Raw genomic sequence first — 26,143 nt, 5'->3', positions numbered from 1 at the left:
TTGGGGCCCTGATGCCTCGCAAGGAGTTTGAATGAGCAATATCGTGTGGCATGCCCATGCCGTCGACAAACAGAGCCGGGCCGAGCAGAAGGGGCAAAAGCCCCTGGTGATCTGGTTCACCGGGCTCTCCGGGGCGGGCAAGTCCACCCTGGCGGGGGCGCTGGAGCAGGCGCTGGCCGCCTCGGGCAAGCACACCTATCTGCTGGATGGGGACAATGTGCGCCACGGCCTGTGCGGCGATCTCGGCTTCGATGACGCTGCCCGCCAGGAGAATATCCGCCGGGTCGGCGAGGTGGCAAAACTCATGGTGGATGCGGGCCTTATCGTGCTCACTGCCTTTATCTCGCCATTCCGTGCCGAACGGGATCTGGTGCGCAGCCTGCTGGGTGCTGACGAGTTCGTCGAGGTGTTTGTCGATGCGCCGCTCGCCGTCTGTGAAGAGCGCGACCCCAAGGGGCTCTACAAAAAGGCGCGAGCCGGGGAAATTCGCAACTTCACCGGTATCGACTCCGCCTACGAGGCCCCGGAGCAGCCGGAAATCCATCTGCTGAACGCCGGCAAGCCGGTGGAAGTGCTGGTGGATGAGTTGCTGACTGCACTAAGGCAGCGGGGGTTGATCGGCTGAGGTCGCTTATCCGAACCGAAATTTGATAAACAAGGGGGCGTTTGCCCCCTTGTTTATTGTCTACCAACTATTCCCCTTATTGTCAGTGGCAAGAGGCTTCATGAGGCATATTGTATGGAGATGAAAAGATGTATTTTTATTTGACTAATGCCCCAATCACTAGGCCAACTTAGTTAGCTCCGTGTGCATTGGCTTGTTATGCGTAGTTGGTACTACTGGCCGTAGTATTTTGAACTAAATCCTACAGAAATTGGAGCTCCATCATATTGACACGAAACCCCAACTTTCAATCTTCTACGATGTTCATAATAGGTATGGTAGTGCGTTTTCTTTCTTACTAATTCAAGCTCAGACAAACTTATACTCAATGCGCCAAGTATCGATTCAGAATCAAACTCCTGATCCTGCTTGTGTGGGGCTGTTCTTTTTAGCTCTATATCAACATAACTTATAAAATTGCCCTCTGCCTCCAAAAGCATATGGCATTCGTCACTCTCAACTATGATGTTACCAACATCATTCGCTTTGACCCCGACCGCCTTTTCTGCCCTATCTATGTTCAGACCTATATATTGAAATGGACGATGAAATGGAGCGCTCATTAGTGGCAGGTTATAAGATGCTGCCTTGTCAAGGGCAGTCCCTAAATTATTTGGAAAATAATCATCGCTCATCGCGTTTTTATTAAAAACTACGCCGATAGAGTTTAGTAGCTTTTTAAAAGATTCAATATATTTGCTATCATCCTTGAAATCGCCATAAAGTTTACCAACCAAAAAACTTGGCGGTTCGCACTCCTTAAGCATGATCGGAAGAACCTTGATGGATTTTCCATTTATTTGATGGTTCATTGCCACATCTAGTTCATTTACTACCCACGGTGCTTTTACTGAATTTGGGGATAAAACTACAGCGAAATAATCGACAGTATCAATCCCATCTCTGATTTTCAGGATCAGAGAATCCCCAATTTTCATTTCCGCTTCATCAAGCCAGCATTTAACGTTGTGATTTGCTAAATCTCTTGCCAATTTTCTAACAAATTCCTTGTCAGCGTGATTATGGCTCAAGAAAACACTTGTTATCATCGAAGACGAACTCCTATTTTTTGGCACGACAGTGACTAGATGGGAGGTGGTACTAAGACCTTAATACCGCCTTCCATCTAACTCCGCTTCGCCCTGATGTAGGCCACGAAAGTGACATTTAAAATAAATCTCTTGTATGTATATCTCTGAAGCTAAGAGTATACGCTTGGCTTCCTCCTTATACGCAATTAGAAAGGCAGCGAAGGTATTGACATAGTGATCGCCAGCAAGATTGCCTCCCCTGAATTTCAGCCTCCAGTTTGCTACGCTTTCCCTGTGGTGTGGCTCTGGTCTGACTCATAGCTGACTTCGGCAAAAGGTGAATACATAAACTGCTTATCATCGTATGAAGAGGAAACTAACCAACCCCGCTCTACCTCAATCAGTTATCACTGGATTTATTGGCTGGGTTGCCTAGCTTCGACCTTAACCAAATATTTATATCGCCGACGACCTCTTTGCGCAGGCTTTTCCCGTCACTGTTTTTCAATCCATGGTCAAGCGCTTCATAACGCCGATACTCGATATTGTTCTTCCCGAGCTCTTTAAGGCGCTGCATCAATTCATCTGTTTTTTGAGGTGATACCGAGGTATCCATTCCTCCCTGAATGATCAGCAAAGGGGATTTTACGTCTTGCAGGGTATCAAGCTGATCGATGGATAGCATCTGCTGCCACCAATGATAACCGTGTCCGCTGACTTCAAGCTCAAATGGTTTGCTGCTCCGCACATGCTCGGCAAACCCTTTTAAACCGTCGTTCTCTTTTCTCGCCGCTTCGGGGTTGTTATGTTTTACAGCGATACTGTGTGAGACGTCATCGATAAACCTGCGACCACCGCCATTAAAGGCGATGGTGGCATCGATAGAGTCAATATCTGCGCTCACCAGGTTGGCGATAACGGCCCCTTCACTGCCGCCCAAGAGGATAAATCTCTTGTATTGGCCGTCTTTTCGGATGATATCGAGTACAACCTTGATATCCGCTACTCGCTGGGCAGGGCTGTCCTTTTCAAGGTATTGAGCAGGGCAATCCTTGCGTGCCGGGTCGGGACTGTATTTTAATTTACGAGTGATGCCGTATTTTTCGATTAACAACAGGTCAGCTTCTGACCAAACATTTTTATACTCGGTGAGTATGGACGCTATTTTCAAGACACTATTGCAATCAGAGCCTTGCAGGATCAACAGCAGTGTATCTGTGTCATGGGCATGTTGGACAAGATAATAAGAGATAAACGAACCATCATCCCTGCTAACTATGCGAGTCATGATCTCCTGAGGGTTCACCGAACTCGTCAAAAAAAGAAAACCAAAAAATATTAATCGAACGTTCATGTTGAATATGATGGTTGTGGTTTTTTAATGATTGATACTAAGACAAATGTGGCAATCACATGCTATGAATATGCTATCAATCTTATCGGTTTATCTATGTGGGAATATTGAATGGCTTAAATTTTATAGGCTAAATCTTGCATATTCCTAAGCACCAATTGATAGGCGTGGTCTCGCATTAAAAACATCATCAACTCAATATCCTTAAGTTGAGATAATTTGATAGGATGGGCTTCCCATCGAGGTGGGGGATGACCGGCATCGTTACAATGAACAAGATATATTCGTTGTTTACTCTGATACAGGGCAAAAAAATTCATGTCACATTGCTTAGCTATAGATAAATAAGGTTCAAAAGAAAGTTCATACAAATTCATTTCATCATATTCAGTTGATCTTATATAACGAGACATCTCGTAATATGTATCAGGTAAGTTCGCGTCTTGGCTTATTGAATCAAATAACTTGATAACTTCTTGAATATGAGAAAGCTTGATTATTGGTTTTCTTTTCAAACATTTACCCCTTTGGTCGTGATCTTCCCAACATTCAGGCAAAGCTACCGCCCCTGAATTTCAGCCTCCAGTCTGCTGATCCTTTCCCTGTGGCTCTGGTCTGGTACATGGCTGCTCCGACAAGAGGTGATCCTGATGGCTATGTTACCGAACGGAGCCTGCTAGGGAAGGGGGAACTGGTAGTTTCTCGGGCAAGATCAATAAATTGAGTGGGTATGGAGTTGTGGTCGGGAGGGGATGGTGGATGAGAAGGCTCCCAAGGCTCTGCTCTTTTTCAGGCTCAACGCTCTCGGTGTATGGGGCGGGAGTGAACCAGGATGATCAGCTCTGCTGAGCGCCATGCTGCGTCGCCGATATGGTCGCACGGCAAGGCAGGCAGGTGGCTGCGCGGGCGGATTCGCGACGGACCATCTTGCCCGGGCGCTAGTCCAGGCGGGGCAGCCCGGTCAGACTCGTATTTCCCACCAGAGATAATTGGGCCCGCTGTCGGTGACGACAGGGGCCCATGCTTTTTTGTATTAGCGCACGCTCTTTGGGTCTGGTTTGCTCCGTGAGGGCTCATCGGGCCAGCAGGGGCTGGCCGCTGGTCAGGGTCGCACTGGTTGGCTGGGCGGCGGGATGCTGCTGGAACTGGCGCACCAGCCGCTCCAGCTCGCCGAGTTGGCGCACCAGCTGAATGATGCCCTGCACGGCGTGGCGGCTGCCCTGGCTGGAGTCGTCGACCAGGGTCTTGATGCTGAGCACGCTGCGGTCGATGTCGGCGGTGACCTGGGACTGCTCCTGCACCGCCTGGGCTATCTGGCTGCTGCCGGAGGCCACCTGCAACAGGCGATCGCTTATCTGTTGCAGCACGTCCCCGGTGGCGGCGGCCTTGAGTCGGCAGATGGCGGAGCGCTGCTCTCCCTTCTCCATCGCCTGTTCCGCATCCCCGGCGCTGCCTTGCAGCAGGGTGATCATCTTCTGGATCTCGCCGGTGGAGGATTGGGTCTTGATGGCCAGGGTGCGGATCTCGTCCGCCACCACAGAGAAGCCGCGACCCGCCTCGCCGGCCCGGGCGGCCTCGATGGCGGCGTTGAGGGCCAGCAGGTTGGTCTGGTTGGCGATGTTGTTGATAACATCCAGGATGCCGTCGATGGCCCGGCACTGGGTGGCGAGGGTGGTGATCACCCCCTTGGAGGCGATCAGCTCGCTGTGCATCCCCCCCACCTCGACCAGTGTCTCCTGCACGCTGCGGTTGCCCTCCCTGAACAGATCGGCGGTCTCATCGAGCCGATCGGAGGCGGCGGTCGAGCTGTGGGAGACCTCGCGGATGGACTCCGCCATCTGGGTGATGGCGGTCGCCACCTGGTTGGTCTGGGCCTGCTGTTGCTGCAGGTTGTCGGTGATGGTCTCGGCGTTGTGCAGATCCGTCTGGGCGGATGTCAGGATCTGCTGGCAGGTCTGCTGGGTGCGGGCCAGCACCGCATTGAACTCGGCCTGGTTCATCTGCATGGCGAGCTCGACGGCGGCCAGGCGATCGACCCGGCCGGTGTAGAGCAGCTGCATCAAGGGGTTGTCGAAGCGGTCGCGAGCCAGGGTATCCAGCCGCGCGAGGCGGCGAGAGAGGGTCTGGTTGATGGCGAGCGCCAGCATCAGGGAGAGGGCGCCGAGGAGAAGGGGCCAGTCAGTGCCGTGCTGATAGCCCAGAGCCACCAGGGCCGCCAGGCAAGGCAGCAGGCAGAGAGTGAGCGCAAGCGTGTGGGAGAAGGGGGGAAGGCGCAGGGCCCGCGGGGTCTTGCCGCTGCGTATCCCCTCATAGACTCGCTCCGCCCGCTGCTTGACTGCGTCATCCGGCGCCGTGCGCACCGACTGGTACTCCACCACCTTGCCGCTCGCATCCTGGATGGGGGTCACGAAGGCGCTGACCCAGTAGTGATCCCCGTTCTTGCAGCGGTTCTTGACCGGGCCCATCCAGCTCTTGCCTTCCCGCAGATGGCGCCACATGTCGGCGAAGGCCTGGGGTGGCATGTCGGGGTGGCGGACCAGATTGTGGGGCGCGCCCTGCAGCTCCTCCAGGGTGAAGCCGGCGATCTGGCAGAATTCGTCGTTGGCATAGGTGATGCGGCTCTCCAGATCCGTGGTGGAGATGAGGTTCTGGTGCACTGGATAGAGGCGCTCACGCTGGGTAACGGGTTGATTGACTCTCATGGCGACGTCCGGCTGTGGAGGGGATGATGAGTCCCGACAATTTGGGACTAGTGGTCCCATTGCAAGCCGTGCACCAGAGTGTCAGAAGGCGCTTAAATTGTGTGCAGAATGCATCTTGTCTGCCCAAAACCCGGGAATCGACGAAAACGAGCCGGGCCTGCGTCTTCGCCTGCTGAATCGTTTCGCTTTTTGGGAGCCGTTTTGGCAACGGCGGGACGGGTTTCGCAATTTGGCAAGGCGGGGCCGGGGGGGCCCCGCCGGGATCAGCTGGGGAGATCGGGCTCGCCGACCGGGGCCGGCCCCTGGGTCTCTATCTGCAGGTGGGTGGAGAGCAGGGTCTTCAAGTCCTGCAGGTACTCCTCCAGGGGGGGCTCTTCCAGCAGCAGGGCAAGCTCGTTGCCGATGGGGGTGAGGCGGTAATAGAGCAGGGTGAGGTTGCTCTGGCGCTGGCGCAGGCGCCAGCGCTGATTGCCGAAGGCCAGCTCGACCCCGTCCGCAGGCAGGGGACCGGATTCCAATTCGCCGCGGTGCAGCAGGCCGAGATCGCACAGCAGCAGCAGGGCGCTGTAGGGGACCCGGTATTTGCCAAGCCCCATCCGGGTGACCTTGGCGCGGCTGAGCAGGCCAGCCCCCTTGTGCATGCCCAGCAGCAGGCGCTGCTCGTCGCTGCCTTCGTAGTGGCAGGAGAGGGCGCAGATGCGCTGGAACAGCTGGGCTTCGCGCTGGGTCATCTCCTTGAGGGTGTTGAGGGCCCGGATGGAGAAGCGGCCCGGGGTCGCCACCTCCAGGGCGAAGATCCGCCCCCACAGCTGCTGCATGGGCACCATGCTGATGTCTTCGGCCAGTTGCAGGAAGCGGGTCAGCCAGTCGCTGTCCATCTCGCCGCCGGCCGCCGTCTCTTCACAGTGGCGGGCGGCCATCACCATGATGGCCTCCAGATTGCGCTGGCGGGCAGCCTGATCCGCCAGATGGCGGAAGGTGGCGCGCTGTTCGAAGGTGCTGTCGCTGTTGCGGGTCAGCATGCCGTCTATGCCACGGCTGCGGGCCAGGCGCAGGGTCTGCTCCTGGCTGCTCAGGATGGCACTCTCTTTCTTGGGGGGCAGGTCGGCCATGCTGGCTCCGTGATCGCAGGGTCTGGTGTTGAATGTTACTCCAACCGGGCCCATGAACAATCCCTCAGGCGGGGACGGCGCACCGGGCCCAGGATAAAAAAATGGCCTCCCGCAGGAGGCCATCGGTGTGGCTTACTCTTCGTAGACGCTGACCTCGACCGCATCCATGGAGTAGGAGGCGGTCGCCATCTCGTGGCTGGAGCTGACGGTGTGCATCTTGCCCTTGACCCAGATGGCGTCCCAGAGATCGTCCACCGGTGCCCCCTTGGGGTAGCTCACGTAGATCACCTGGTTGGTGGGGGGCGGCGGCACGTGGATGCAGGCGCCGAAGTAGGGCACCAGCAGGAAGGCGGTGATGGTCTTGGCATCCCCCTCTAGCGGCACCACGAAGCCGGGGATCCGCACCTCTTGGTTGTCCAGCTTCTTGTTCACCCCGCCCACCGGCTGCGGCACCGACATGGGATCTTCGTGATTGACCTGGGGCGGTGGCAGCAGCTTCTCCCCCTCCGGGATCAAGACGTCCCAGTCGATGGTCTTGTAATCGGCGGCCATGGCAGGCAGCACCAGCAGGCTGGCCAGCAGCGCCACTATCTTCCACTTCATCATCTGTCCTTCTTTCTTGGTCGTATGCGTCCGGGGTCAGACGCGGATGCTCATGCCGTCGCTCAGGCTGTAGCGGTAAGCGCGGGCGGCGGGGAGCAGGCCTATCACCATGCCCGCCAGCCAGACCAGCCCCAGCAGTTGCCACTCATAGGCGCTCGGCAGCCCCAGGCTCATTTGCAGGCCATAGTGGCTGAGCAACCAGGGGGTGGCAAGCCCCTGGCCGAGATAGAGCGCGGCCACCCCGAGGGCGATGCCGAGGGTGGTCAGCGCCATCGCCTCCAGCGCCAGCAGCAGGAAGAGGTGGGAGGGTCCCGCGCCCAGGGATCTCAATATGGCGAGCTCGCGGCGCCGCTCGTTGAGCCCCGCCAGCAGGGTGGTCAGCATGCCGATGAGGCCCGCCACCACCACGAAGCCGGCGATGACAGAGAGTGCCGTCTCCGCCACGCTCATCAGGCTCCACAGCTCCTGCAGGGCGGCCCCCGGCAGGATGGCCATCAGCGGCTCCCTGGGGTAGGTGTTGATGCTGCGCTGCAGCTGGAACGCCAAGATGCGATTACTGAGGCCCACCATAAAGGCGGTGATGGTCTTGGGGGTGAGATCCAGCGCCAGCGCCTGCTCCGGGGTGACGTTCTTGCTGTGACGGCCGGTGTCCCAGCCCAGGTGGATCGCCTCTATGCCCGCCAGCGGCACATGTATGGTGCGATCTATGGGGGTACCGGTCGGTGCCAGAATGCCCACCACCTTGAACGGCATGTTGTCGTGCTGGCTGAAGGAGGTGTTGCCGGCGCCGTGGGCGATGACGATGGCTTGATCCAGCTTGTAGCCCAGCTTCTGTGCCACCTGGGCGCCCAGCACCGCCTCGAACGGCGTCTCGAACGGGCGTCCCTCGCGCAGTTGCAGCGACTGCTGCTGGCCGTACTTCAGATGGGTGAAGTAGTCGCCGTTGGTGCCGAGCACCCTGAACCCCTTGTGGGAGTCACCGAGGGAGAGCGGGATGGTCCAGGCGACGCCTGGCTTTGTCTTGATGGCCTGGTAGGAGTCCCAGCCCACGTTGTTGGTGGGGTTGCCGATGCGAAACACCGAGTAGAGCAGCAGGTTCACCTGACCGGAGCGGGCGCCGACGATGAGGTCGGTACCCGAGACGGTGTTGGAGAAACTTTCGCGCGCCTGGGTGCGCACCCGCTCCACCCCGAGCAGCAGGGTGACGCTGATGGCGACGGCGAGCAGGGTGAGCCCGGCGGTGAGGCGACGGGCCCAGAGACTTTGCAGGGCGAGTTTCAGCATGATGCCCTCCGTTTATGCGCTTGTGATCGACCCGACACGACGGGGCTGGCCGGGCAGAGGCCCTGGTTTGCGTCAGTCATCATGCGGCCCTCCGGTTGAGCAGTTGCAGATTCTCCACTCGGGGGAAGAGGGGCTCCAGATAGGGGTCGTGGCTGACGAAGACGAGGGTCGACCCCTGCTTGTCGCACTCCTCGAACAGCAGCCGGATGAAGGCGGCTCTGTTGTCGGTATCCAGGGCCGAGGTGGGCTCGTCGGCGATCACCAGGGGGGGCGAGCCGATCAGCGCCCGGGCGGCGGCGACCCGCTGCTGCTGGCCGATGCTGAGGGCGTGGACGGGTCTGTGCAGCGCCTCGTCAGGCAGTTGCAGCTCCCCTAGCAGGCGGCGCGCCTCCTGCTCCGGGCTCCCCTGCAGGCGGGCGCGCTTCTCGGGGGAGAAGGTGAGGGCGGCGGTGACGTTGTCCAGCACGGATAAAAACGGCAGCAGATTGAACTGCTGGAAGATGTACCCCAGATTGGCCGCCCGGAAGTGGTCACGGGCACGGCCGGAGAGCCGGGCCAATGGCTGGCCCAGCACCTCCAGGGTGCCGTGGTTGGCGGTCTGGATCCCGGCCAGCAAGCCGAGCAGGGTGGACTTGCCGGAGCCCGACGGCCCCTTGATAAACACCCGTTCCCCCTCGGTGATGGTGAGGGCGGGCAGATCGAGCACGGCCTCGCCACCTGGCCAGGCAAAGGCCAGATCGCGGATCTCAACCACGGCGTTTTTCATGGCGTTACCAGCTCAGCTTGTTGGCGGACGGGGTCAGCTCGGCCGCGGTCTGGCCGGTGGGCAGTATGCCCTGCACACTCAGCTTCTCTAGGCTCGGGTAGAGGCTGAACAGGGTGGCCTCCAGGCCGGTGAGCTTGGCCGGAGTGGCGCAGGTGTAGGTATACATGGCTCCGAGATCGGCGTGGCCGGTGTCGGCGTGACCCGCTTCGTCATGGTGGTGTTCATGTTCGTCGCTGGCAGCCTTGTCATGGTCGTGGTCGTGATCCTCTTTGGCGGCTTGCAGCTCCTGCTGGGTCAGCTTGCAGCCGGCGGCCGGGTCCAGGCGGAACAGGGCGTCAGGCTGCTGGAGCCGGGCCACCGCCTTGGCGTATTGCGCCTTCTCTTCCTCGCTCTTGGCGGCGTGCTCGAAACCCACCAGATCGGCGGCGGGTGCCTGCAGCTCGATCATCAGCTGGTTGCCGTCGACCACCAGATTGAGATGACCGTGGCCGTGCTCGTGGGCGCCGTGGCCGTGGCTCTCATGTTCGTCGTGATGTGCCTGGGCGCCGAAGGCGGCTGCGGCCAGCAACAGGGTGATAGCTTTCATCGTTAATCCTTTTGAAAAATTGATAAGAAACTGATTCAACGGAAGAAACAATGAGGGTATGGCGGGGCTCTGATGCGGCTATGCCCTGTTGTGGTGGTGGTGATAGTCGGCAGGGGGGCGCCGACAAACAGCGCTATGGCAGAGGACGGGGTGGGGACGACGGGGCTCGGGGTCAGTGCCAGCTTGCCATCCAGATGCAGGGCGCAGAGGGAACAGGCGTGGCTATGTTCGGGCAGGTCGGCTTCGAGCGGGTGTTGTGCCAGCGCCGGTTGCATCCACAACCAGCCCAGCAGCAACACCCAGATTGTCAACGTGGAACGACCCATAGACCCTTATGGAAAGGGCGCCATCAGCGCCCTTCTCTCTGATTCAGAGATGGGACTGGATGAGCCCCATCACCTTGGTTATCTCGGTGGCATCGAGCTGGCCATCTTTGGCAAACAGCACCTTGCCCTCTTTATCCAGCACTATGATGGCCGAACTCTCCGGCGCCAGATCCCAGGCGTTGCGGGCCATGCCCTTGGCATCCAGCACCATGGCGGACCAGGGGAACTCTTTCTTGCTGTCTTCGGCGCTGCTCTTCACAAAGCCGGAGGTGCCCCAAATGGCATCATTGCTGTTGATGATGGTAACCGTCTGGTACTTGTCATGGGGCAGCTTGGCCGCCTTGATCGCCTCTATCATGGGGGCGTTGAGCTCCTTGGCACTGGAGCGACCCGCGATATGCTGGATCAGAAAGACCTTGCCGGTCAGTACCTTGCTTTGCCAGGGCTGATAGCTGATCGCTTTATCCTTCAGCACAAGCTCACCCTTGTCGCCGATGTTGACCAGCGGCACCTGGGCCGACTCCTTGATGTTGTGGGCCAGAACCAGGGTTGGCAGCAGCGCCAGGGTAAGTACGAGATGTTTCATCCGTATGACACTCCTTTGTTATGTTATAACGATTTTGGGATCGAGGGAATGGGACAACCCACATCCTAAACTGATCGGATCTGTTTAAAAAGTGTTAAATAAACGCGAGAGTTGATCAGGTCGCAGCATCAATCTGCCCCTGAATCTGCAAACAACGGCGGCAAGGATGGCACGGAGTCGATAAAAATCAACTGGTTGCCCATGTTTTGGGCGCTGGACTCAATAGAGTGGCTCACTGACCAGGGGGATCTGGGCCATGGTCATCTGCTGGGCCAGCAGGGGGGAGCCGGTCAGCAGCACGTGGCGCTGGTTGTCTATCACCAGGGTGTCCCCTTCCAGCCCGCTGTCGGCGGTGATGGCGAGCCAGGCCGGCGAGACGCTGCCGATGCTGATGCCCGGATAGATGATGCTGAGGTTGTATTGCGGTGCCAGCTCCGCCAGCAGACTGGCCATCAGCAGCGCCTTCTCGTCGCTGTCGGCCTTGTTGTCCTGCAGGGCCTGCAGGGGAGGGGCGAAGTGATCCATCTGCTCGGGCGGGGTGGGGATGGCGCTCAGCCACTCCTGCAACAGGTTGACGCTGGTGGCCAGATCCTTGGCCGAGAACTGCCGGGCCAGGGGCTTGAGGTCCCCCTTGAACTGGTAGAACAGCTGGGAGTAGTTGGGCCTCACGCAGGGGAGCTGGCGATTGGCCGGGTGCACGCAGGGCAGCACCCGCATCTCGTAGAAGGCATCTTCCTGATACTGCTCGTAGGCTTGCCAGAACTGGGTGGATTCTAAGCTGTTGTCATGCAGTGTGAAGGCCTGCTCCAGATTGCGAAACTTGGTCGCCGTCTCCGGGCTGTGCTGGTTGATCTGGTTGATGCTGTTGTAGAGCCTGGGGCTGATGTAGGAGTAGAGGGTCTCCAGCGGGTAGTTGAGGGAGGTATCGAGCAGCGTCATCTCGTGGCGGCTGGCCGAGAGGACCCGCTCGTCCGTGCTCAGTTGCAGGTGCTTGCGTTGACCGTCGGCTGATTGCCACTGCCAGCTCAGGTTGACCTCGTTGGCCATAGCCGCGGAGCCGAAGAGTAGACTCCACAGCAGGCCTTGTGCCAGTTTCATGGTGTGCATCCTGCTTGGGTGATACTAAACAACTAGGTGAGCCGACGGAATTTGGATTGGTTTAGTGATGACGATATTGGTAATTATCTGATCCAGCTTTAAATTTAATCAGGGAAATAAGTCATGCGGGAAATAACCATGAAGCCTGTTTCAATGTGTTTGCTGATATTGCTCTCTCTGCCGGCACTGGCGGGTCAGGTGATCGTCAATCAGGGCATGTCCACGGCAGATACCTTCGCCCTGCGGGATCAGCTGGCACGGGAACATGAGTGGCAGGAGTGGTTGCGGTTCCAGCAGGCCGTCAAGTGGCTGGAGGTGCTGCCGGTCAACTGCGATCTGGTGGGGGGCGCCGGGCGGGAATATCGCTGTGGCGACAACTATTACCGCCCCTATCGACAGAACGGGCGCGACCTCTATATCCAGGGGGATCCTCCCGGCCAGTCCCCGCAACGGCCGATAAAAAAGGCGCCATAAGGCGCCTTTTTTTTGCGAGAGAGACGCTTACTTGGCTGCGTAACGCTCGGCAGAAGTCAGGATTTCGGCTTCGGCGGCGGCCTTGTCGCCCCAGCCTTCCACCTTGACCCACTTGCCTGCTTCCAGCTCTTTGTAGCGCTCGAAGAAGTGCTGGATCTGGGCTTTCAGCAGCTCGGGCAGGTCGTTCACATCCTGGATGTGATCGTACTGCTTGGTCAGCTTGGAGTGGGGAACGGCCACGATCTTGGCATCTTCGCCAGATTCGTCGGTCATCTTCAGCACGCCGACCGGGCGGCAGCGGATGACGGAGCCGGCCAGCAGCGGGTAGGGAGTCGGCACCAGCACGTCGACGGGATCACCGTCCAGGGACAGGGTGGCGTTCACGTAACCGTAGTTGCACGGGTAGAACATAGGGGTGGACATGAAGCGATCAACGAAGATGGCACCGCTGTCCTTGTCGACTTCGTATTTGATCGGGTCGGCATTCTGCGGGATTTCGATGATGACGTAGATGTCGTCAGGCAGGCTCTTGCCAGCCGGTACCAGGTTCAGGCTCATGACGTTTCCTTTGAGTGTTGGAGTCAAGTTTGCAGGCCGACATTATAGCGATGTCCCGTCAAATGACCATATTTCGCGGGCAGGGGAGCACGCTGGTGGATGTCGCGCCGCCTGAGTTCGTCCGATTTCTGTCGCCTCGTCGGGCCTGGCTGCGCTCTGGCCATGGTCGCGGCTTGTGCCACCGGGTCAACAGACCCTAGAATGCGCACTCCCTTTACTGGAAAAGGCAGCGGTATGCACATTCACATTCTCGGGATCTGCGGCACCTTCATGGGTGGTCTGGCGGTGTTGGCGAAACAGCTGGGCTATCGAGTCACCGGCTCGGATGCCAACGTCTATCCCCCCATGAGCACCCAGCTCGAGCAGCAAGGCATAGAGCTGACCGAGGGTTATGACCCGTCCCAGCTCGATCCGGCGCCGGATCTGGTGGTGATCGGCAACGCCATGAGCCGTGGCAACCCTTGCGTGGAATATGTGCTGGATCGCAATCTGCCCTACATCTCCGGCCCCCAGTGGCTGCTGGAGCACGTGCTGCAGGATCGCTGGGTGCTGGCCGTGGCGGGCACCCATGGCAAGACCACCACCGCCAGCATGCTGGCCTGGGTGCTGGAGTACGCCAAGCTGGAGCCCGGCTTCCTCATCGGCGGCGTACCGGGCAACTTCCCGGTTTCCGCCCGTCTGGGCGCAGCCCCCTTCTTCGTCATCGAAGCGGACGAGTATGACTGCGCCTTCTTCGACAAGCGCTCCAAGTTCGTCCACTACCACCCGCGCACCCTGGTGATGAACAACCTGGAGTTCGACCACGCGGACATCTTCCCGGATCTCGCCGCCATCCAGCGCCAGTTCCACCACCTGATGCGCACCGTGCCGAGCAATGGCCGGGTGCTCTTCCCCCAGGCCGACGACAACCTCACCGCGGTGCGCAAGATGGGCTGCTGGAGCGAGGTGGAGCTGGTGGGTCAGGACGACGCCAAGTGGAAGGCGGTCAAGCTGGCCGATGACGGCTCCGCCTTCGAGGTGTGGCTGGATGGTGTCAAGCAGGGGGAGGTGCACTGGGAGTGCATCGGCGAGCACAACGTCAACAACGGCCTGATGGCCATCGCCGCCGCCCGCCATGCCGGTGTCATGGTGGAACACGGGATCAAAGCCCTCTGCCAGTTCAAGTCCCCCAAGCGGCGGATGGAGCTCAAGGGCGAGGTGGCTGGCATCAGCGTCTATGACGACTTCGCCCACCACCCCACCGCCATCGAGACCACCCTCGGCGGCCTGCGCGCCAAGGTTGATGCCGTGGGAGGGCAAGCCCGCATCCTGGCGGTGCTGGAGCCCCGCTCCAACACCATGAAGCTCGGGGTGCATAAAGAAGAGCTGGCCGGCTGTTTCGACGGCGCCGACCAGGTGTTCTTCTTCCAGCCTGCGAACATCGGCTGGGATCTCGGCGAGGTGACAGCCCACATGCAGCGCCCCGCCACCGTGTTTGACGATCTGGAGACCCTGATCGGCGCCCTGGTGGCCGAGAGCCGCGCGGGGGATCATATTCTGATCATGAGCAACGGCGGCTTCGGCGGCATTCACGACAAGCTGATCGCCCGCCTCAGGCAAGGCACATCATGAACAAGCAGATCACCCTGGCGCTGACCGGCGCCTCCGGCGCCCCCTATGCCCTGCGCCTGCTCCAGTGTCTGGTGCAGGCGGACTATCGGGTCTACCTGCTCGCCTCATCGGCGGCTCGTGTGGTGCTCAAGACCGAGCAGCAGCAGGAGTGGCCAGGCTCGCCGAAAGAGCTGTCGGCCCATCTCTGTCGCCAATATGGCGCCAGAGAGGGGCAGATAATCGCCTGCGGCAAGGAGGAGTGGTTCTCGCCGGTGGCCTCCGGCTCGGCGGCGCCGAAACAGATGGTGGTCTGTCCCTGCTCAATGGGCACCGTCTCGGCCATTGCCAACGGCACCTCGGACAACCTGCTGGAGCGGGCGGCGGACGTGGTGATCAAGGAGCGCGGCCAGCTCATTCTGGTGCCCCGCGAGAGCCCCTTCTCGGCGATCCATCTGGAGAACATGCTGAAACTGGCGCGGCTCGGGGTGACCATCATGCCCGCCGCACCGGGGTTCTACCATGAGCCGAAAAGCATCGAGGATCTGGTGGACTTCATGGTCGCCCGCATTCTCGATCATCTGGGTGTCGAGCATGAGCTGACCAGCCGCTGGGGCTATGCCAAGTCCTGAGTCAGCGAGACGAAAGAGAGACAAACAAAAGCGGCGCCGACCTGAACAGTCCGGCGCCGCTTTTTATTGGCAGGGAGGATCAGACCACCTGGAGGGGGGCCGTCACGTACTTGAACAGAAAATCGGTCACCTCTTCCCGGCTCGGGCGCTGTGGCTGATTGATCATCTGCATCATGACGTAGCCGAACCCGGTCAGGGAGCGGGCCAGATCCTGCGCCGACAGCACGCTCTGGATCTCGCCGCTGTCCATGGCCGCTTGCAGGTGGGGGGCGATGCGCTCCAGCGCCTTGTCCAGCAGGCGGGTGTAACGGGGCCAGACCTCTTCCCGTACCGATGAACTCCATTCCAGCCAGATGCTGGCGTGGTCCGGTTTGTCATAGGCGGCGTCAACGAACAACTTCACATGGCGGTGGATGCTGTCCCTGACCGAGCCCTGGCCGTTATAGGCCTGCTCGAGGATCTGCTGCACGAAGCCTTCAATCTCGGCCAGCACTTCATCAACCAGATCTTCACGGGTGTTGAAATAGTTGAACACGGTGGCAACCGAGACTTTGGCCTGCTCGGCAATCTCGGCATGTCCCGCACGGCCGATGCCGCGACGGGAAAATACCTCGATGGCACATTCCATCAATTGATCACGACGAGCCTCCGGCGACAGCCGGGTCCGACGTCTTATTTCTGCGCGTGGTTCCATAGTTTTTTCATCTAATAGTTATTGATTATGGTGTTTATAGTATTGTCACCGATAATGCCCGAAGGCTTGCTAACTCTATCAATTAAAATAAGCCGATAAAAGCATCACGTATGCCTGACGCCTTCCGGTTGGAGTGGTAGAATCATCGGTTTTGATGTTAATGAACGGCCAATAACCCTTTGGCCATTATTGGAGTATGTGATGAAACACAACGTCGAGGTGATGATCTCCGAGGCCGAGGTCGCCGCCCGGATCGCCAAACTGGGTGAAGAGATCACCGCCCGTTACCAGGGCTCCGATGAAGTCGTGATGATAGGCCTCTTGCGCGGCTCCTGCGTCTTCCTGGCCGATCTCTGCCGTCAGTGCCAGCTGCCCATCACCCTGGATTTTATGACTGCCTCCAGCTATGGCTCCGGCATGCACAGCACCCGTGACGTGCGCATCCTCAAGGATCTGGATGATGACATCAAAGGCAAAGACGTGGTGATCGTCGAGGACATCATCGACACCGGTTACACCCTCAACAAGGTGCGCGAGATCCTCTCCCTGCGCGAGCCGAAATCCCTGGCCATCTGCACCCTGCTGGACAAGCCGTCCCGTCGTGAGGTCCAGGTGCCGGTGGACTGGATTGGCTTCGCCATTCCGGACGAGTTCGTGGTGGGCTGTGGCATCGACTACGCCCAGAAGTACCGTAATCTGCCCTTCATCGGCAAGGTAGTTCCGCAAGAGTAAGCAAGGCTCGGACGTGGCAGGGCAGCTTGGCCGCCCGCCATCGACTGTCTTCAGGCGGCGCTCGAGCCGCCTTTTCTGTCTCGAGATGGGCTCATCCATCACAGGGGTTGCAATGAACGCATTGGAAATCAGCGGTCTGAAGAAGACCTATCAGGGGGGCGTCGAAGCCCTCAAGGGCATAGATCTCACCGTCAAGCAGGGGGATTTCTTCGCCCTGCTCGGCCCGAACGGGGCGGGCAAGTCCACCACCATCGGCGTGATCAGTTCGCTGGTGAACAAGAGTGCCGGCAAGGTCAAGGTGTTCGGTTACGACATCGACACCGATCTGGAGCTGGCCAAGGCCCAGCTCGGGCTGGTGCCCCAGGAGTTCAACTTCAGCCAGTTCGAGAAGGTGAGCCAGATTGTCACCCACCAGGCCGGTTTCTACGGCGTGCCAAGTGCCGAGGCCAAGGTGCGCGCCGAGAAGTACCTGCGTCAGCTCGATCTGTGGGACAAGCGCGACATGGCGGCTCGCACCCTCTCCGGCGGCATGAAGCGCCGGTTGATGATAGCCCGCGCCCTGATGCACGAGCCCAGGCTGCTGATCCTGGATGAGCCGACCGCCGGGGTGGACATCGAGATCCGCCGTTCCATGTGGAGTTTCCTCAAGGATCTGAACGAGCAGGGTGTCACCATCATACTCACCACCCATTACCTGGAAGAGGCCGAGATGCTGTGTCGCAACATCGGCATCATCGACAAGGGGCGCCTCATCGAGAACACCAGCATGAAGAACCTGCTCGGCAAGCTGGGCCGCGAGACCTTCCTGCTGGATCTGGTGCCCGGCAGCCAGGTGCCGACCCTGCCCGAATTCAACGGTCGCATGCAGGATGAGCACACCCTGGAGGTGGAGCTGGACAAGAGCCAGTCCCTCAACAGCCTGTTCGAGCAGCTCTCCGCCCAGGGGGTGAAGGTGCTGAGCATGCGCAACAAGGCAAACCGGCTGGAAGAGCTGTTCGTCAACCTGGTAGAGGAGGGTCGCAAAGCATGAACCCCATGACCTATTACATCGCCTTCAAGAGCATACTGGCCAAGGAAGTGAGCCGCTTTACCCGGATCTGGATCCAGACCCTGGTGCCGCCGGCCATCACCATGAGCCTCTACTTCGTCATCTTCGGCAACCTCATCGGCTCGCGCATCGGCGACATGGGGGGCTTCAGCTACATGGAGTTCATCGTGCCCGGCCTCATCATGATGTCGGTCATCACCAACTCCTACTCCAACGTCGCCTCCTCCTTCTACAGCGCCAAGTTCCAGCGCAACGTGGAGGAGCTGCTGGTGGCGCCAGTGCCCAACTACATCATCATCGCCGGCTACGTGGGCGGCGGCGTGGCACGGGGCCTCTGTGTCGGCCTCATCGTCACCCTGGTGTCGCTGTTCTTCGTGCCGCTGCAGGTCCACCACCTGTTCAGCGTCTGCTTCACCGTGCTGCTGACCTCGATCCTGTTCTCCCTGGGGGGGCTGATCAACGCCGTGTTCGCGAAGTCGTTCGATGACATCAGCATCATCCCGACCTTCATCCTGACGCCGCTCACCTATCTGGGGGGGGTCTTCTACTCCATCAGCCTGCTGCCGCCGTTCTGGCAGGGGGTCTCCCAGGTGAACCCCATCATCTACATGGTGAATGCGTTCCGCTACGGCTTCCTCGGCATCTCCGACGTGCCGCTCGGCACCGCCTACCTCATCATCATCGGCTTCATCGTCGCCCTCTACGGGCTGGCCTGGTGGCTGATTTCCCGGGGTACCGGGCTGCGCCACTGAGGCGCAGCCGGCCAGCAAAAAGGCGCCCTCGGGCGCCTTTTTATGTGCTTGAGATCTGCCTCAGAGGGCAGGGGCGTCATAGTCCGCCGGCTCGTCGCTGTAGACGCAGACGTTCCACTTGGCCGCCAGCCCCTCTTCGGCCAGACAGTAACGCTCGAAGAAGGCCTTGATCTCGGCGCGCTGGCAGTGGGCCTCGAAGCTGGCCATGTCTTGCCAGATCTCGTTGAAGACGATGGGGAAGCTCTCCCCCTCGGCGAAGGGGCTGGCAATGTGGCGGGTGACTCTGTACTGCAGGCAGCCGTCTTCCCTCAGGGTATTGGGCTCCAGCCCCTGCAAGACCTGGAACAGGGCCTGCTCCTTGCCCGGCTTGGGCAGGAACTGGGCGATGCAATAAACCTTCTTGGACATCTTTGTCTCCTTGCCGTGTCTCAGCCCTGAAGGGTGACGACACTATTGTCGATAAGGCGGGCCTTGCCCAGATACGCAGCCATCAGGATCACCAGCCGCTTGCTGGCGGCACTGGCCGATTCGAGGGTGTCGGCGTCGACGATGTCGATGGCATCCGTCCTGAATCCGGCGGTGTCGAGACGCTGGCTGGCCTGGGCCACCAGGGAGGGGAGGTGGTGGTTCCCCGCCTCTATCTGCTCTGCTATCCAGTTCATGGTGCGCGCGAGCTCGGGGGCCTGGGCGCGCTCGGCGGCAGTCAGGTAGCCGTTGCGCGAGGAGAGGGCCAGCCCGTCCTCGGCCCGTACCGTGGGCACGCCGACTATCTCGACCGGCATGGCCATGTCGGCCACCATCTTGCGAATGAGTGCCAGCTGCTGGTAATCCTTCTGGCCGAAGCAGGCCACGTCGGGCTGCACCAGGTTGAACAGCTTGGTGACGACAGTGCTGACACCGCGGAAGTGCCCCGGGCGTAGCGCCCCTTCCAGCAGGCCGGAGAGACCCGGCACCTCGACGAAGGTCTGGCTGGCCAGCCCGTGGGGATACATCAGCTCCGGGGTCGGGGTGAACACCAGATCCACGCCGGCGGCCTCGAGGGCGGCGCAGTCCTGCTCCAGGGTGCGGGGATAGTTGGCGAGATCCTCGGCCTTGTCGAACTGCAAGGGGTTGACGAAGATGCTGACGACCACCTTCTCGCCGTGGCTGCGGGCCTCATCGACCAGGGTGAGATGGCCCTGGTGCAGATTGCCCATGGTGGGCACGAATGCGATGGCGCGGCTTTCGCGGCGCCATTGGCCGATCTGTTCACGCAGAGCGGCAGGATTGTTCACAACCAACATCAACAGTTCACCTTCGGATAGGTCAAAGAAACAGGGATTGAAAGGGCCCGTGTGGATGGCACGGGATAGTTCACGAGCAACATCATCAACAGTTCACCTTCGGATAGGTCAAAGAAACAAGAATTGAAAGGGCCAGAGAGGGAGGCGAAACGGGGGGCGAGCCCCCGTTGCGGTTCATGAGGCCAGGATCAGTTGAAGCAGTGCTCGGGACCGGGGAAGGTACCCTCGCTCACCTGCTGCACATAGAGGCGGATGGCGGCGCGCATGTCACCGGTCTCGGCCAGGAAGTTCTTGGTGAACTTGGGCACATAGCCGGAGGTGATGCCAAAGGCGTCGTGCATCACCAGGATCTGGCCATCGGTGGCCGGGCCCGCGCCTATGCCGATGACAGGGATGCGCAGGGCCTTGCTGATGCGCTCGGCCAGGGCGACTGGCACGCATTCGAGTACCAGCAGCTGGATGCCCGCGGCCTGCAGCTCGAGGGCCTGGCGGTAGATCTCCTGGGCGTGGAACTCGTCGCGCCCCTGCACCTTGAAGCCGCCAAACACGTGGACGGATTGCGGGGTCAGCCCCAGGTGACCACAGACAGGCACGCCGTTGCGGGTGAGGTGGCGAATGCTCTCGCACAGCCAGTCGCCCCCTTCCATCTTCACCATGCGGGCGCCGGCGGCCATCAGCCGGGCGGCGTTCTGGTAGGTCTGCTCGGGAGTGGCATAGCTCATAAACGGCATGTCGGTCACCACCAGCGCCTTGCTGGTGCCACGCACCACGCAGCGGGTGTGATAGACCATCTCATCCATGCTGACGGCCAGGGTGTCGTCCCCTCCCTGCAGCACCATGCCGAGGGAATCACCGATGAGCAGCACCTGGGCACCTTCGTCGTCGAACAGCTTGGCGAAGGTGGCGTCATAGGCGGTGATGGCGGTGATTTTTTGTCCGTCCTGCTTCATCTTCTGCAGGTCGGTGATGGTGATCTTGCTCATTACGTTGCTCCTACTCGTCTACTCACCCGTGGCATCGGCAAGGATCTCGAGACCATTGCGCGGGCAGCGGGCAACCAGTTCGGTGAGCGGGGTGCCGCAGGGCAGCACCAGGGCGGGGGCGATTTCGGCAAGGGGCAGCAGGACGAACTCCCGCTCCTTCATGCCGTAGTGGGGAACGATCAGGCGTTCATGCTGGATGACTTGCTCGCCGTACAGCAGCAGATCCAGATCCAGGGTTCTTGGACCCCAACGCTCGTCCTTGCGCACACGTCCCTGTTCCCGCTCGATTTTCTGCAGTTGATCCAGCAAAGCCAGGGGGCCGAGCCGGGTATGAAGCCGCACCACGGCATTGACGTAGTCCGGCTGATCCGCAGGGCCCATGGGGCGGCTGCCGTAAAGCTGCGAGGCCTGTTGCAATGCGGATTCCGGCAGCCTGCCCAGGGCGGCGACGGCCTGTCTGGCCTGGGCGACGGGATTGCCCAGGTTGGATCCGACGGCAACGAAGACCTCGATCATCGGGTGGCCTTTATTCTGCCGCTTTCGGCTTGCGACGACGGGGGCGACGGCGATTGCGGCTGTTGCTGCCACGTTTCTCACCGTCTCCGCGCGGCTCGGCCGCCGGGGCTCGCTCACCGCTCGCCGGGCGGCGGGTCGCTTCCCGTTGCAGTTGCGGACGCACATCCGGGTTGGAGGCCACATAGCGCTCCCACCAGCTGGCCAGCTCGCCGAGGCCACGTTCGACCCGGTTGCGCAGCAGCAGGAAGTCAAAGGCTGCGCGGAACTTCGGATGCTCCATGGCGCGCTCGGGGTGACGACCCTGGCGACGGGTCAGGCGCTGTTGCAGGGCCCAGATGTCGCGCACATCCGTGGTGAAGCGGCGCGGCACGGCGATGATCCGCACCTGGGCATCCAGCACCTCGTTGATGGCCAGCATGAAGGCGTCGTGCCAGGGCAGGCCGCTCTCGTTTTCCAGCACCCGGGCACGGGACTCGACGGCGCCCCACAGCAGGGTGGCATAGAGGAAGGCCGGGGTGACGCGCTTCTCTTCACGGACCCGGGTATCGGTATCCATCAACGCCAGCTCGATGAACTGCTCGTAGGGGGAGTTGCCGTTGGGGGTGAACAGGGCGGCGACCTGGGGGAACAGGGGCTGGAACAGCCCGTATTCCCGCAGCAGCTTGTAGGTGGCGAGACCGTCACCGGCCAGGAACAGCTTGAGGGTCTCCTCGAACAGGCGGGCGGCCGGAATGTCCTGCAGCAGGGGCGCCAGTTCCCGGATGGGGGCGGCGGTGCGCGGGCTGATGGTCATCTCCAGCTTGGCGGCGAAGCGTACGGCGCGCAGCATGCGCACCGGATCTTCCCGGTAGCGGGTCTCGGGGTCACCGATCAGCTCCAGCTTGCGCTCGGCAAGATCCTCGATGCCACCCTCGAAGTCGTGCAGGGTGAAATCCTTGGCGCTGTAGTAGAGGGCGTTGACGGTAAAGTCGCGACGTTCGGCATCCTCTTCTATGGTGCCGTAGACGTTGTCGCGCAGCAGCATGCCTTCATCCGACTGGGCCGACACGTGCTTGCTGGTATTGACCTGATGGTGGTGACCACGGAAGGTAGCCACTTCGATCACGTCACGACCAAAGACGATGTGGGCCAGGCGGAAACGACGGCCGATCAGGCGGCAGTTGCTGAACAAGGCCTTGATCTGCTCAGGCGTCGCATCGGTGGCGATGTCGAAATCCTTTGGCGTTTTCCCGAGCAGCAGGTCACGGACGCCGCCACCCACCAGGTAGGCTTCGTAGCCTCCCTTGTTCAGGCGGTAGAGCACCTTGAGCGCATTCTCGCTGATCTCTTTGCGCGAGATGGGGTGCTGGTCACGGCTCAAGGTTCGACGTTGACCGGCGACACGGGCTGGAATGGGAGACTCCATCGACTGCTCGCCGTCTTCCTTGCCGAGCACCTTGCGGCAAAAGTTTGCGATCTGGGAAAAAATGGTACACCTCTTCATGACTTCAAATTGACGGGAGGCCAAAAAATAGCGGCCTATCATAGCTCAGGCCCGACCAAATGAGAAACGCTGCGGTCTGCTTCCCCGATCCGGACCCGGTGACACCAGAAACACGGTGGTCTGCTTTCCGTGTTTAAGGCTGGTGACACCAGTAACGCAGTGGCCTGCTTTCCCTATTCGGGGCTGGTGACATCAAAAACGCGGCAGTCGGTTCTTGCTCTTGGGGTCTGCCTATCTGGCCCCCAGCACTATCTTCTGCTGGCGGGGAACCCGGGCCAGCTGCCAGTGGGCAATGCCCCAGGCGATGATCTCGTCGACGCTATTCTCTCTCAGGCAGGGCGGTGGGCACTGGCCGAGGAAGGCGAGGGCCTGCCACAGGGCGGGCCTGACGTCATCCTGTGCCAGCGCCGGCGCATGGTTCTGCTTCGACAGCTTGTTACCATCCGCCAGCACCGCCAGCGGCAGGTGCACCCAGTCGGGGACGTCCGCTCCCAGGGTCTGGTAGAGGGCAATCTGGCGCACCGTGGGCTCCAGCAGATCGGCGCCGCGCACTATCTCCGTGATGCCGCTGTCCATGTCATCCACCACCACCGCCAGGTTGTAGGCGTAGAGCCCGTCCCGGCGGCGCACGATGAAGTCCTCCTCGGCGAGCGCCGCAGGCACAGCGATATGGCCCTGCAGCTGATCCTCGAAGTGGTAGACCGGATGGTGCTGGCGCAGGCGGGCGGCGCAGCCCTCTGCGGTCAGCCCCAGGGTGCGGCAGTGGCCGTTGTAGAAGCCGCCTGCCGCCATGATCTCGCGCCGGGTGCAGCGGCACCAGTAGAGATCCCCGGCCCGGTAGAGCCCCTCGATGATCTCGTCGTAGCGCCCATGGCGCCGGCTCTGGTACATCACCTCCCCATCCCAGCCGAGGCCATGGGTCTCCAGGGTCTGGAGGATGAGCTCGCTGGCCCCGGCCATCTCCCGCGGCGGATCTATGTCCTCGATGCGCACCAGCCAGCGCCCCTGTTGCGATCTCGCCTGCAAGAAGCTGCCAAGGGCGGCGACCAAGGAGCCGAAGTGGAGCGGACCGGACGGGGAGGGGGCGAAGCGGCCCACATGGGGTCGGACAGAGGAGGAGGGGGTCATGGCCATGGGAATTCGGGTAGACGATGCATTGAGGCTGCATTCTGGGATGGTCGTGGGAAAAGCTCAATAAAAAAGGGAGCCTGCGAGCTCCCTTTTTTGTCCATGTCGATGGGCGGCATCAGCCAGCCATCTGTTTTTCCTTGATTTCAGCCAGCGTCTTGCAGTCGACACAGAGGTCGGCAGTCGGACGGGCTTCCAGACGACGAATACCGATTTCGATACCGCAATGTTCGCAGTAGCCAAAGTCGTCTTCTTCGAGCAACAGCAAGGTCTTCTCGATCTTCTTGATCAGCTTGCGTTCACGGTCGCGGGTGCGCAGCTCGAGTGCGAACTCTTCTTCCTGCGCGGCGCGATCGACCGGATCCGGGAAGTTTGCAGCCTCATCCTTCATGTGGTCGACGGTGCGGTCAACTTCCTGCATCAGTTGGTTGCGCCAGGCTCCCAGGATCTTGCGAAAATGTACCTTTTGTTGGTCATTCATGTACTCCTCACCGGCTTTTACCTGGTAAGGCTCTACACCCGCAATGGCCAGGGGGCCCAGAGATTTCCTGTTTTCGCCTGTTGGCATGCCCTGTCTCCTAATTCAGCACGCTACCCGTGCCATCCATAAATTGAGGGCGGTATCTATAGCAGAAGGGTCAACGGGAGGCAAACAAGCCTTGTCAATATTGTTACCCACTCCAGCATTTATTCTCAGCCCTCGGGTAGCAGATGGTCAGATTCAAATGGAATAAAATCTTGAGCCACCATGCCCTGCACCCCAACATGGGGGCGATAGCATAAAATTTCAACCCCTGCCGCCATCGCCTGCTCAACAAGCTGACTATAGTGCGGATCTATATGGGCTGCAGGGCGCATTCTCGCGATGCCGGAGTGCAACACCATGAACAGCAGCACGGCTCTGTGCCCGGCCGCCTTCATGGCCATCAATTCACGCAAGTGCTTGGCGCCACGGGTAGTGACCGCATCGGGAAAGTAGCCCATGCCCGCGTGTTCCCGCTCGTCGAGCAGGGTGACGGATTTCACCTCTATGTAACAACTTGGCCTGTGATCATCCTCCAGCAGCAGGTCGATGCGGCTGTTCTCCTCCCCGTATTTCACCTCGGTGCGCAGCCTGGCATAACCCGCCAGCGGCGCCAGCGCCCCTTGCTCGATCAGCTCCCGGGTGATCTGGTTGGCCCGCGCCGTGTTGACGCAGATGAAGTGACCCGCCGGACTCTCGGCTATCTCCCAGCTGTGTGCCAGCTTGCGCTTGGGGTTGCTTGAGGTGGAGTACCAGACCCGGGTGCCCGGATCGGCACAACCCGTCATGGCACCGGTATTGGCGCAGTGGAGGGTGATCACCTCGCCGTTGTCGAGCTGCACATCGGTCAGGAAGCGCTTGTAGCGGGCGATGAGCAGACCGGATTGCAAAGGGGGATCGAAAATCATGGGGCCAGCTCCTCGCTGTTGGTCTCTTTGATGCGGGCACGCAGGGGCCAGCAGGCGATGGGTTCATAGCTGACCCCCTGCGGGGTGCTGACGGACTGGTAGAGGCAGAAGCTGTCCGCCTGCAGCACAAGATCGGGGGCGGGCAGCGCCTCCGGGGCCTCGCCGGCCTTGCGCGACAGGGTGACATGGGGGCGGTAGCCCTGTTCCCCGTTGCCAAGCCCCAGCTTCTCGCCGTGGCGACGCAGGGCCCTGGCGAGGACGTTCAGCTCGTTTGGCCACTCGCTCGGTCCCACCCAGGCGGCTTTGGCACGCTGAAACCAGCCGGTCTGATCCAGATGGACGCTGAAAGGGGGGCAGCGCTGCTGCCCGGCGGCGGCGATCAGCCTGGCCTGGGTGGCCTCGTCGGCCTCGCCGAGAAAGGCCAGGGTCAGATGCAGATTGCGCTCGGGCACCGGCAGGCCGGGCCAGGGGCGCCGTTCGCGCCAGTCGATCAGGGCGGGGGCAAGCTGGTGCAGGGGCAGGGCAAAGAAGAGTCTGGGCATGCGCAGCGTCGGTCCTCGTGGTACTCACATGAAAGGGCCATTCTATGGCAGCTCGTCTGCGGATGTCTCCTGGTCGCGTCTCGCGCCTGTCTGGGCGTGGCTGTCGTACCGGCGGGGACGTCCCGGGTCTGCCCCAACCGGTTGGCGCGCACCCGGCACGGCTGCTGACGGTGGGCGGCTGGCTGTGG

30 protein-coding genes are annotated in these 26,143 nt (G+C 60.4%); 7 read left to right on the top strand and 23 right to left on the bottom strand.

Annotation, left to right across the window (positions count from 1 at the left end; translation table 11 throughout):
* Positions 1–31 precede the first annotated feature (31 nt).
* Positions 32–625, top strand: a complete 594-nt coding sequence (gene cysC / locus AC3WR3_RS11735) for an adenylyl-sulfate kinase (RefSeq protein WP_492291923.1) — start codon at positions 32–34, stop codon at positions 623–625.
* Positions 626–837: 212 nt separating this feature from the next.
* Here the strand turns inward: cysC and AC3WR3_RS11730 are convergent, their stop codons facing one another.
* The 12 genes from AC3WR3_RS11730 to AC3WR3_RS11675 form a co-directional block, all read right to left on the bottom strand.
* The gene (locus AC3WR3_RS11730; protein ID WP_492291922.1) at positions 838–1,713 is read right to left on the bottom strand and encodes a toll/interleukin-1 receptor domain-containing protein; all 876 of its coding nucleotides are present in this window, start codon (positions 1,711–1,713) and stop codon (positions 838–840) included.
* Between the two features lie 382 nt (positions 1,714–2,095).
* Entirely contained in the window at positions 2,096–2,983 is an 888-nt protein-coding gene (locus AC3WR3_RS11725) for an alpha/beta hydrolase family protein (protein WP_492291921.1), read from the bottom strand.
* Between the two features lie 182 nt (positions 2,984–3,165).
* Positions 3,166–3,564, bottom strand: coding sequence for a hypothetical protein (locus AC3WR3_RS11720; protein WP_492291920.1), 399 nt, complete (start codon positions 3,562–3,564; stop codon positions 3,166–3,168).
* Between the two features lie 558 nt (positions 3,565–4,122).
* On the bottom strand, positions 4,123–5,751 hold the full coding sequence (locus AC3WR3_RS11715; RefSeq protein WP_492291919.1) for a methyl-accepting chemotaxis protein: 1,629 nt from the start codon (positions 5,749–5,751) through the stop codon (positions 4,123–4,125).
* 263 nt (positions 5,752–6,014) lie between these two features.
* On the bottom strand, positions 6,015–6,863 hold the full coding sequence (locus AC3WR3_RS11710; protein ID WP_492291918.1) for a TIGR03899 family protein: 849 nt from the start codon (positions 6,861–6,863) through the stop codon (positions 6,015–6,017).
* Between the two features lie 132 nt (positions 6,864–6,995).
* Complete coding sequence (locus AC3WR3_RS11705; RefSeq protein ID WP_202047172.1) at positions 6,996–7,469, bottom strand: DUF3299 domain-containing protein; 474 nt, start codon at positions 7,467–7,469, stop codon at positions 6,996–6,998.
* 33 nt (positions 7,470–7,502) lie between these two features.
* Entirely contained in the window at positions 7,503–8,750 is a 1,248-nt protein-coding gene (locus AC3WR3_RS11700) for an ABC transporter permease (RefSeq protein WP_139434055.1), read from the bottom strand.
* Between the two features lie 79 nt (positions 8,751–8,829).
* Entirely contained in the window at positions 8,830–9,516 is a 687-nt protein-coding gene (locus AC3WR3_RS11695; protein WP_247625574.1) for an ABC transporter ATP-binding protein, read from the bottom strand.
* Positions 9,517–9,520: 4 nt separating this feature from the next.
* Positions 9,521–10,102, bottom strand: a complete 582-nt coding sequence (locus AC3WR3_RS11690) for a DUF2796 domain-containing protein (protein WP_492291917.1) — start codon at positions 10,100–10,102, stop codon at positions 9,521–9,523.
* Between the two features lie 35 nt (positions 10,103–10,137).
* The gene (locus AC3WR3_RS11685) at positions 10,138–10,428 is read right to left on the bottom strand and encodes a hypothetical protein (RefSeq protein WP_492291916.1); all 291 of its coding nucleotides are present in this window, start codon (positions 10,426–10,428) and stop codon (positions 10,138–10,140) included.
* Positions 10,429–10,471: 43 nt separating this feature from the next.
* A complete protein-coding gene (locus AC3WR3_RS11680) occupies positions 10,472–11,014 on the bottom strand; it encodes a YtfJ family protein (RefSeq protein ID WP_139434059.1) in 543 nt (180 codons plus the stop codon).
* Positions 11,015–11,233: 219 nt separating this feature from the next.
* The gene (locus tag AC3WR3_RS11675) at positions 11,234–12,112 is read right to left on the bottom strand and encodes a hypothetical protein (protein WP_139434060.1); all 879 of its coding nucleotides are present in this window, start codon (positions 12,110–12,112) and stop codon (positions 11,234–11,236) included.
* A gap of 123 nt (positions 12,113–12,235) precedes the next feature.
* On the opposite strand from AC3WR3_RS11675, the gene AC3WR3_RS11670 reads away from it, so the two are divergent.
* Positions 12,236–12,586 (top strand): hypothetical protein, encoded by a 351-nt coding sequence (locus AC3WR3_RS11670; RefSeq protein WP_193558717.1) that lies wholly within the window; start codon positions 12,236–12,238, stop codon positions 12,584–12,586.
* A gap of 27 nt (positions 12,587–12,613) precedes the next feature.
* On the opposite strand, the gene ppa is transcribed toward AC3WR3_RS11670, so the two are convergent.
* Positions 12,614–13,144, bottom strand: coding sequence for an inorganic diphosphatase (gene ppa / locus AC3WR3_RS11665; RefSeq protein ID WP_005329022.1), 531 nt, complete (start codon positions 13,142–13,144; stop codon positions 12,614–12,616).
* A gap of 234 nt (positions 13,145–13,378) precedes the next feature.
* Between ppa and mpl the strand changes: the two genes are divergently transcribed.
* Both mpl and AC3WR3_RS11655 read left to right on the top strand, forming a co-directional pair.
* Positions 13,379–14,755, top strand: a complete 1,377-nt coding sequence (gene mpl, locus AC3WR3_RS11660; RefSeq protein WP_492291915.1) for a UDP-N-acetylmuramate:L-alanyl-gamma-D-glutamyl-meso-diaminopimelate ligase — start codon at positions 13,379–13,381, stop codon at positions 14,753–14,755.
* A complete protein-coding gene (locus AC3WR3_RS11655) occupies positions 14,752–15,363 on the top strand; it encodes a flavin prenyltransferase UbiX (protein ID WP_319914126.1) in 612 nt (203 codons plus the stop codon). The genes mpl and AC3WR3_RS11655 overlap by 4 nt, the downstream gene beginning before the upstream one ends.
* A gap of 79 nt (positions 15,364–15,442) precedes the next feature.
* Here the strand turns inward: AC3WR3_RS11655 and AC3WR3_RS11650 are convergent, their stop codons facing one another.
* Complete coding sequence (locus tag AC3WR3_RS11650; protein WP_025328201.1) at positions 15,443–16,057, bottom strand: TetR/AcrR family transcriptional regulator; 615 nt, start codon at positions 16,055–16,057, stop codon at positions 15,443–15,445.
* Between the two features lie 201 nt (positions 16,058–16,258).
* On the opposite strand from AC3WR3_RS11650, the gene hpt reads away from it, so the two are divergent.
* From hpt to AC3WR3_RS11635, 3 genes are all read left to right on the top strand, one after another.
* Positions 16,259–16,789: a hypoxanthine phosphoribosyltransferase gene (gene hpt / locus AC3WR3_RS11645; protein ID WP_041205063.1), complete on the top strand. Its 531-nt coding sequence runs from the start codon at positions 16,259–16,261 to the stop codon at positions 16,787–16,789.
* Positions 16,790–16,901: 112 nt separating this feature from the next.
* Complete coding sequence (locus tag AC3WR3_RS11640) at positions 16,902–17,819, top strand: ABC transporter ATP-binding protein (RefSeq protein WP_139434064.1); 918 nt, start codon at positions 16,902–16,904, stop codon at positions 17,817–17,819.
* On the top strand, positions 17,816–18,589 hold the full coding sequence (locus tag AC3WR3_RS11635) for an ABC transporter permease (RefSeq protein WP_025328198.1): 774 nt from the start codon (positions 17,816–17,818) through the stop codon (positions 18,587–18,589). Before AC3WR3_RS11640 ends, AC3WR3_RS11635 begins: the two co-directional genes overlap by 4 nt.
* 60 nt (positions 18,590–18,649) lie before the next feature.
* On the opposite strand, the gene AC3WR3_RS11630 is transcribed toward AC3WR3_RS11635, so the two are convergent.
* From AC3WR3_RS11630 to thpR, 9 genes are all read right to left on the bottom strand, one after another.
* A complete protein-coding gene (locus tag AC3WR3_RS11630) occupies positions 18,650–18,997 on the bottom strand; it encodes a putative quinol monooxygenase (RefSeq protein ID WP_139434066.1) in 348 nt (115 codons plus the stop codon).
* A 20-nt stretch (positions 18,998–19,017) separates the two neighbouring features.
* On the bottom strand, positions 19,018–19,872 hold the full coding sequence (gene panC / locus AC3WR3_RS11625; protein ID WP_492291914.1) for a pantoate--beta-alanine ligase: 855 nt from the start codon (positions 19,870–19,872) through the stop codon (positions 19,018–19,020).
* Between the two features lie 188 nt (positions 19,873–20,060).
* The gene (panB, locus tag AC3WR3_RS11620; protein ID WP_163155880.1) at positions 20,061–20,855 is read right to left on the bottom strand and encodes a 3-methyl-2-oxobutanoate hydroxymethyltransferase; all 795 of its coding nucleotides are present in this window, start codon (positions 20,853–20,855) and stop codon (positions 20,061–20,063) included.
* A gap of 18 nt (positions 20,856–20,873) precedes the next feature.
* Positions 20,874–21,371, bottom strand: coding sequence for a 2-amino-4-hydroxy-6-hydroxymethyldihydropteridine diphosphokinase (folK, locus tag AC3WR3_RS11615; RefSeq protein ID WP_247625581.1), 498 nt, complete (start codon positions 21,369–21,371; stop codon positions 20,874–20,876).
* Positions 21,372–21,381: 10 nt separating this feature from the next.
* Complete coding sequence (pcnB, locus tag AC3WR3_RS11610; protein WP_492291913.1) at positions 21,382–22,854, bottom strand: polynucleotide adenylyltransferase PcnB; 1,473 nt, start codon at positions 22,852–22,854, stop codon at positions 21,382–21,384.
* 231 nt (positions 22,855–23,085) lie between these two features.
* Positions 23,086–23,988 carry a tRNA glutamyl-Q(34) synthetase GluQRS gene (gene gluQRS / locus AC3WR3_RS11605; protein ID WP_492291912.1) on the bottom strand — a complete coding sequence of 301 codons (903 nt, stop codon included), beginning with the start codon at positions 23,986–23,988 and terminating at the stop codon, positions 23,086–23,088.
* 112 nt (positions 23,989–24,100) lie between these two features.
* The gene (dksA, locus tag AC3WR3_RS11600; protein WP_005329052.1) at positions 24,101–24,550 is read right to left on the bottom strand and encodes an RNA polymerase-binding protein DksA; all 450 of its coding nucleotides are present in this window, start codon (positions 24,548–24,550) and stop codon (positions 24,101–24,103) included.
* Positions 24,551–24,675: 125 nt separating this feature from the next.
* Complete coding sequence (sfsA, locus tag AC3WR3_RS11595; RefSeq protein ID WP_492291911.1) at positions 24,676–25,413, bottom strand: DNA/RNA nuclease SfsA; 738 nt, start codon at positions 25,411–25,413, stop codon at positions 24,676–24,678.
* Entirely contained in the window at positions 25,410–25,955 is a 546-nt protein-coding gene (gene thpR, locus AC3WR3_RS11590; RefSeq protein ID WP_492291910.1) for an RNA 2',3'-cyclic phosphodiesterase, read from the bottom strand. Before thpR ends, sfsA begins: the two co-directional genes overlap by 4 nt.
* Positions 25,956–26,143 lie beyond the last annotated feature (188 nt).

This window comes from Aeromonas sp. EU05-FHT14A05, assembly GCF_058791175.1.
Note: the sequence above shows the minus strand (reverse complement) of the source record. Positions and strands in the feature narration are given on the sequence as shown.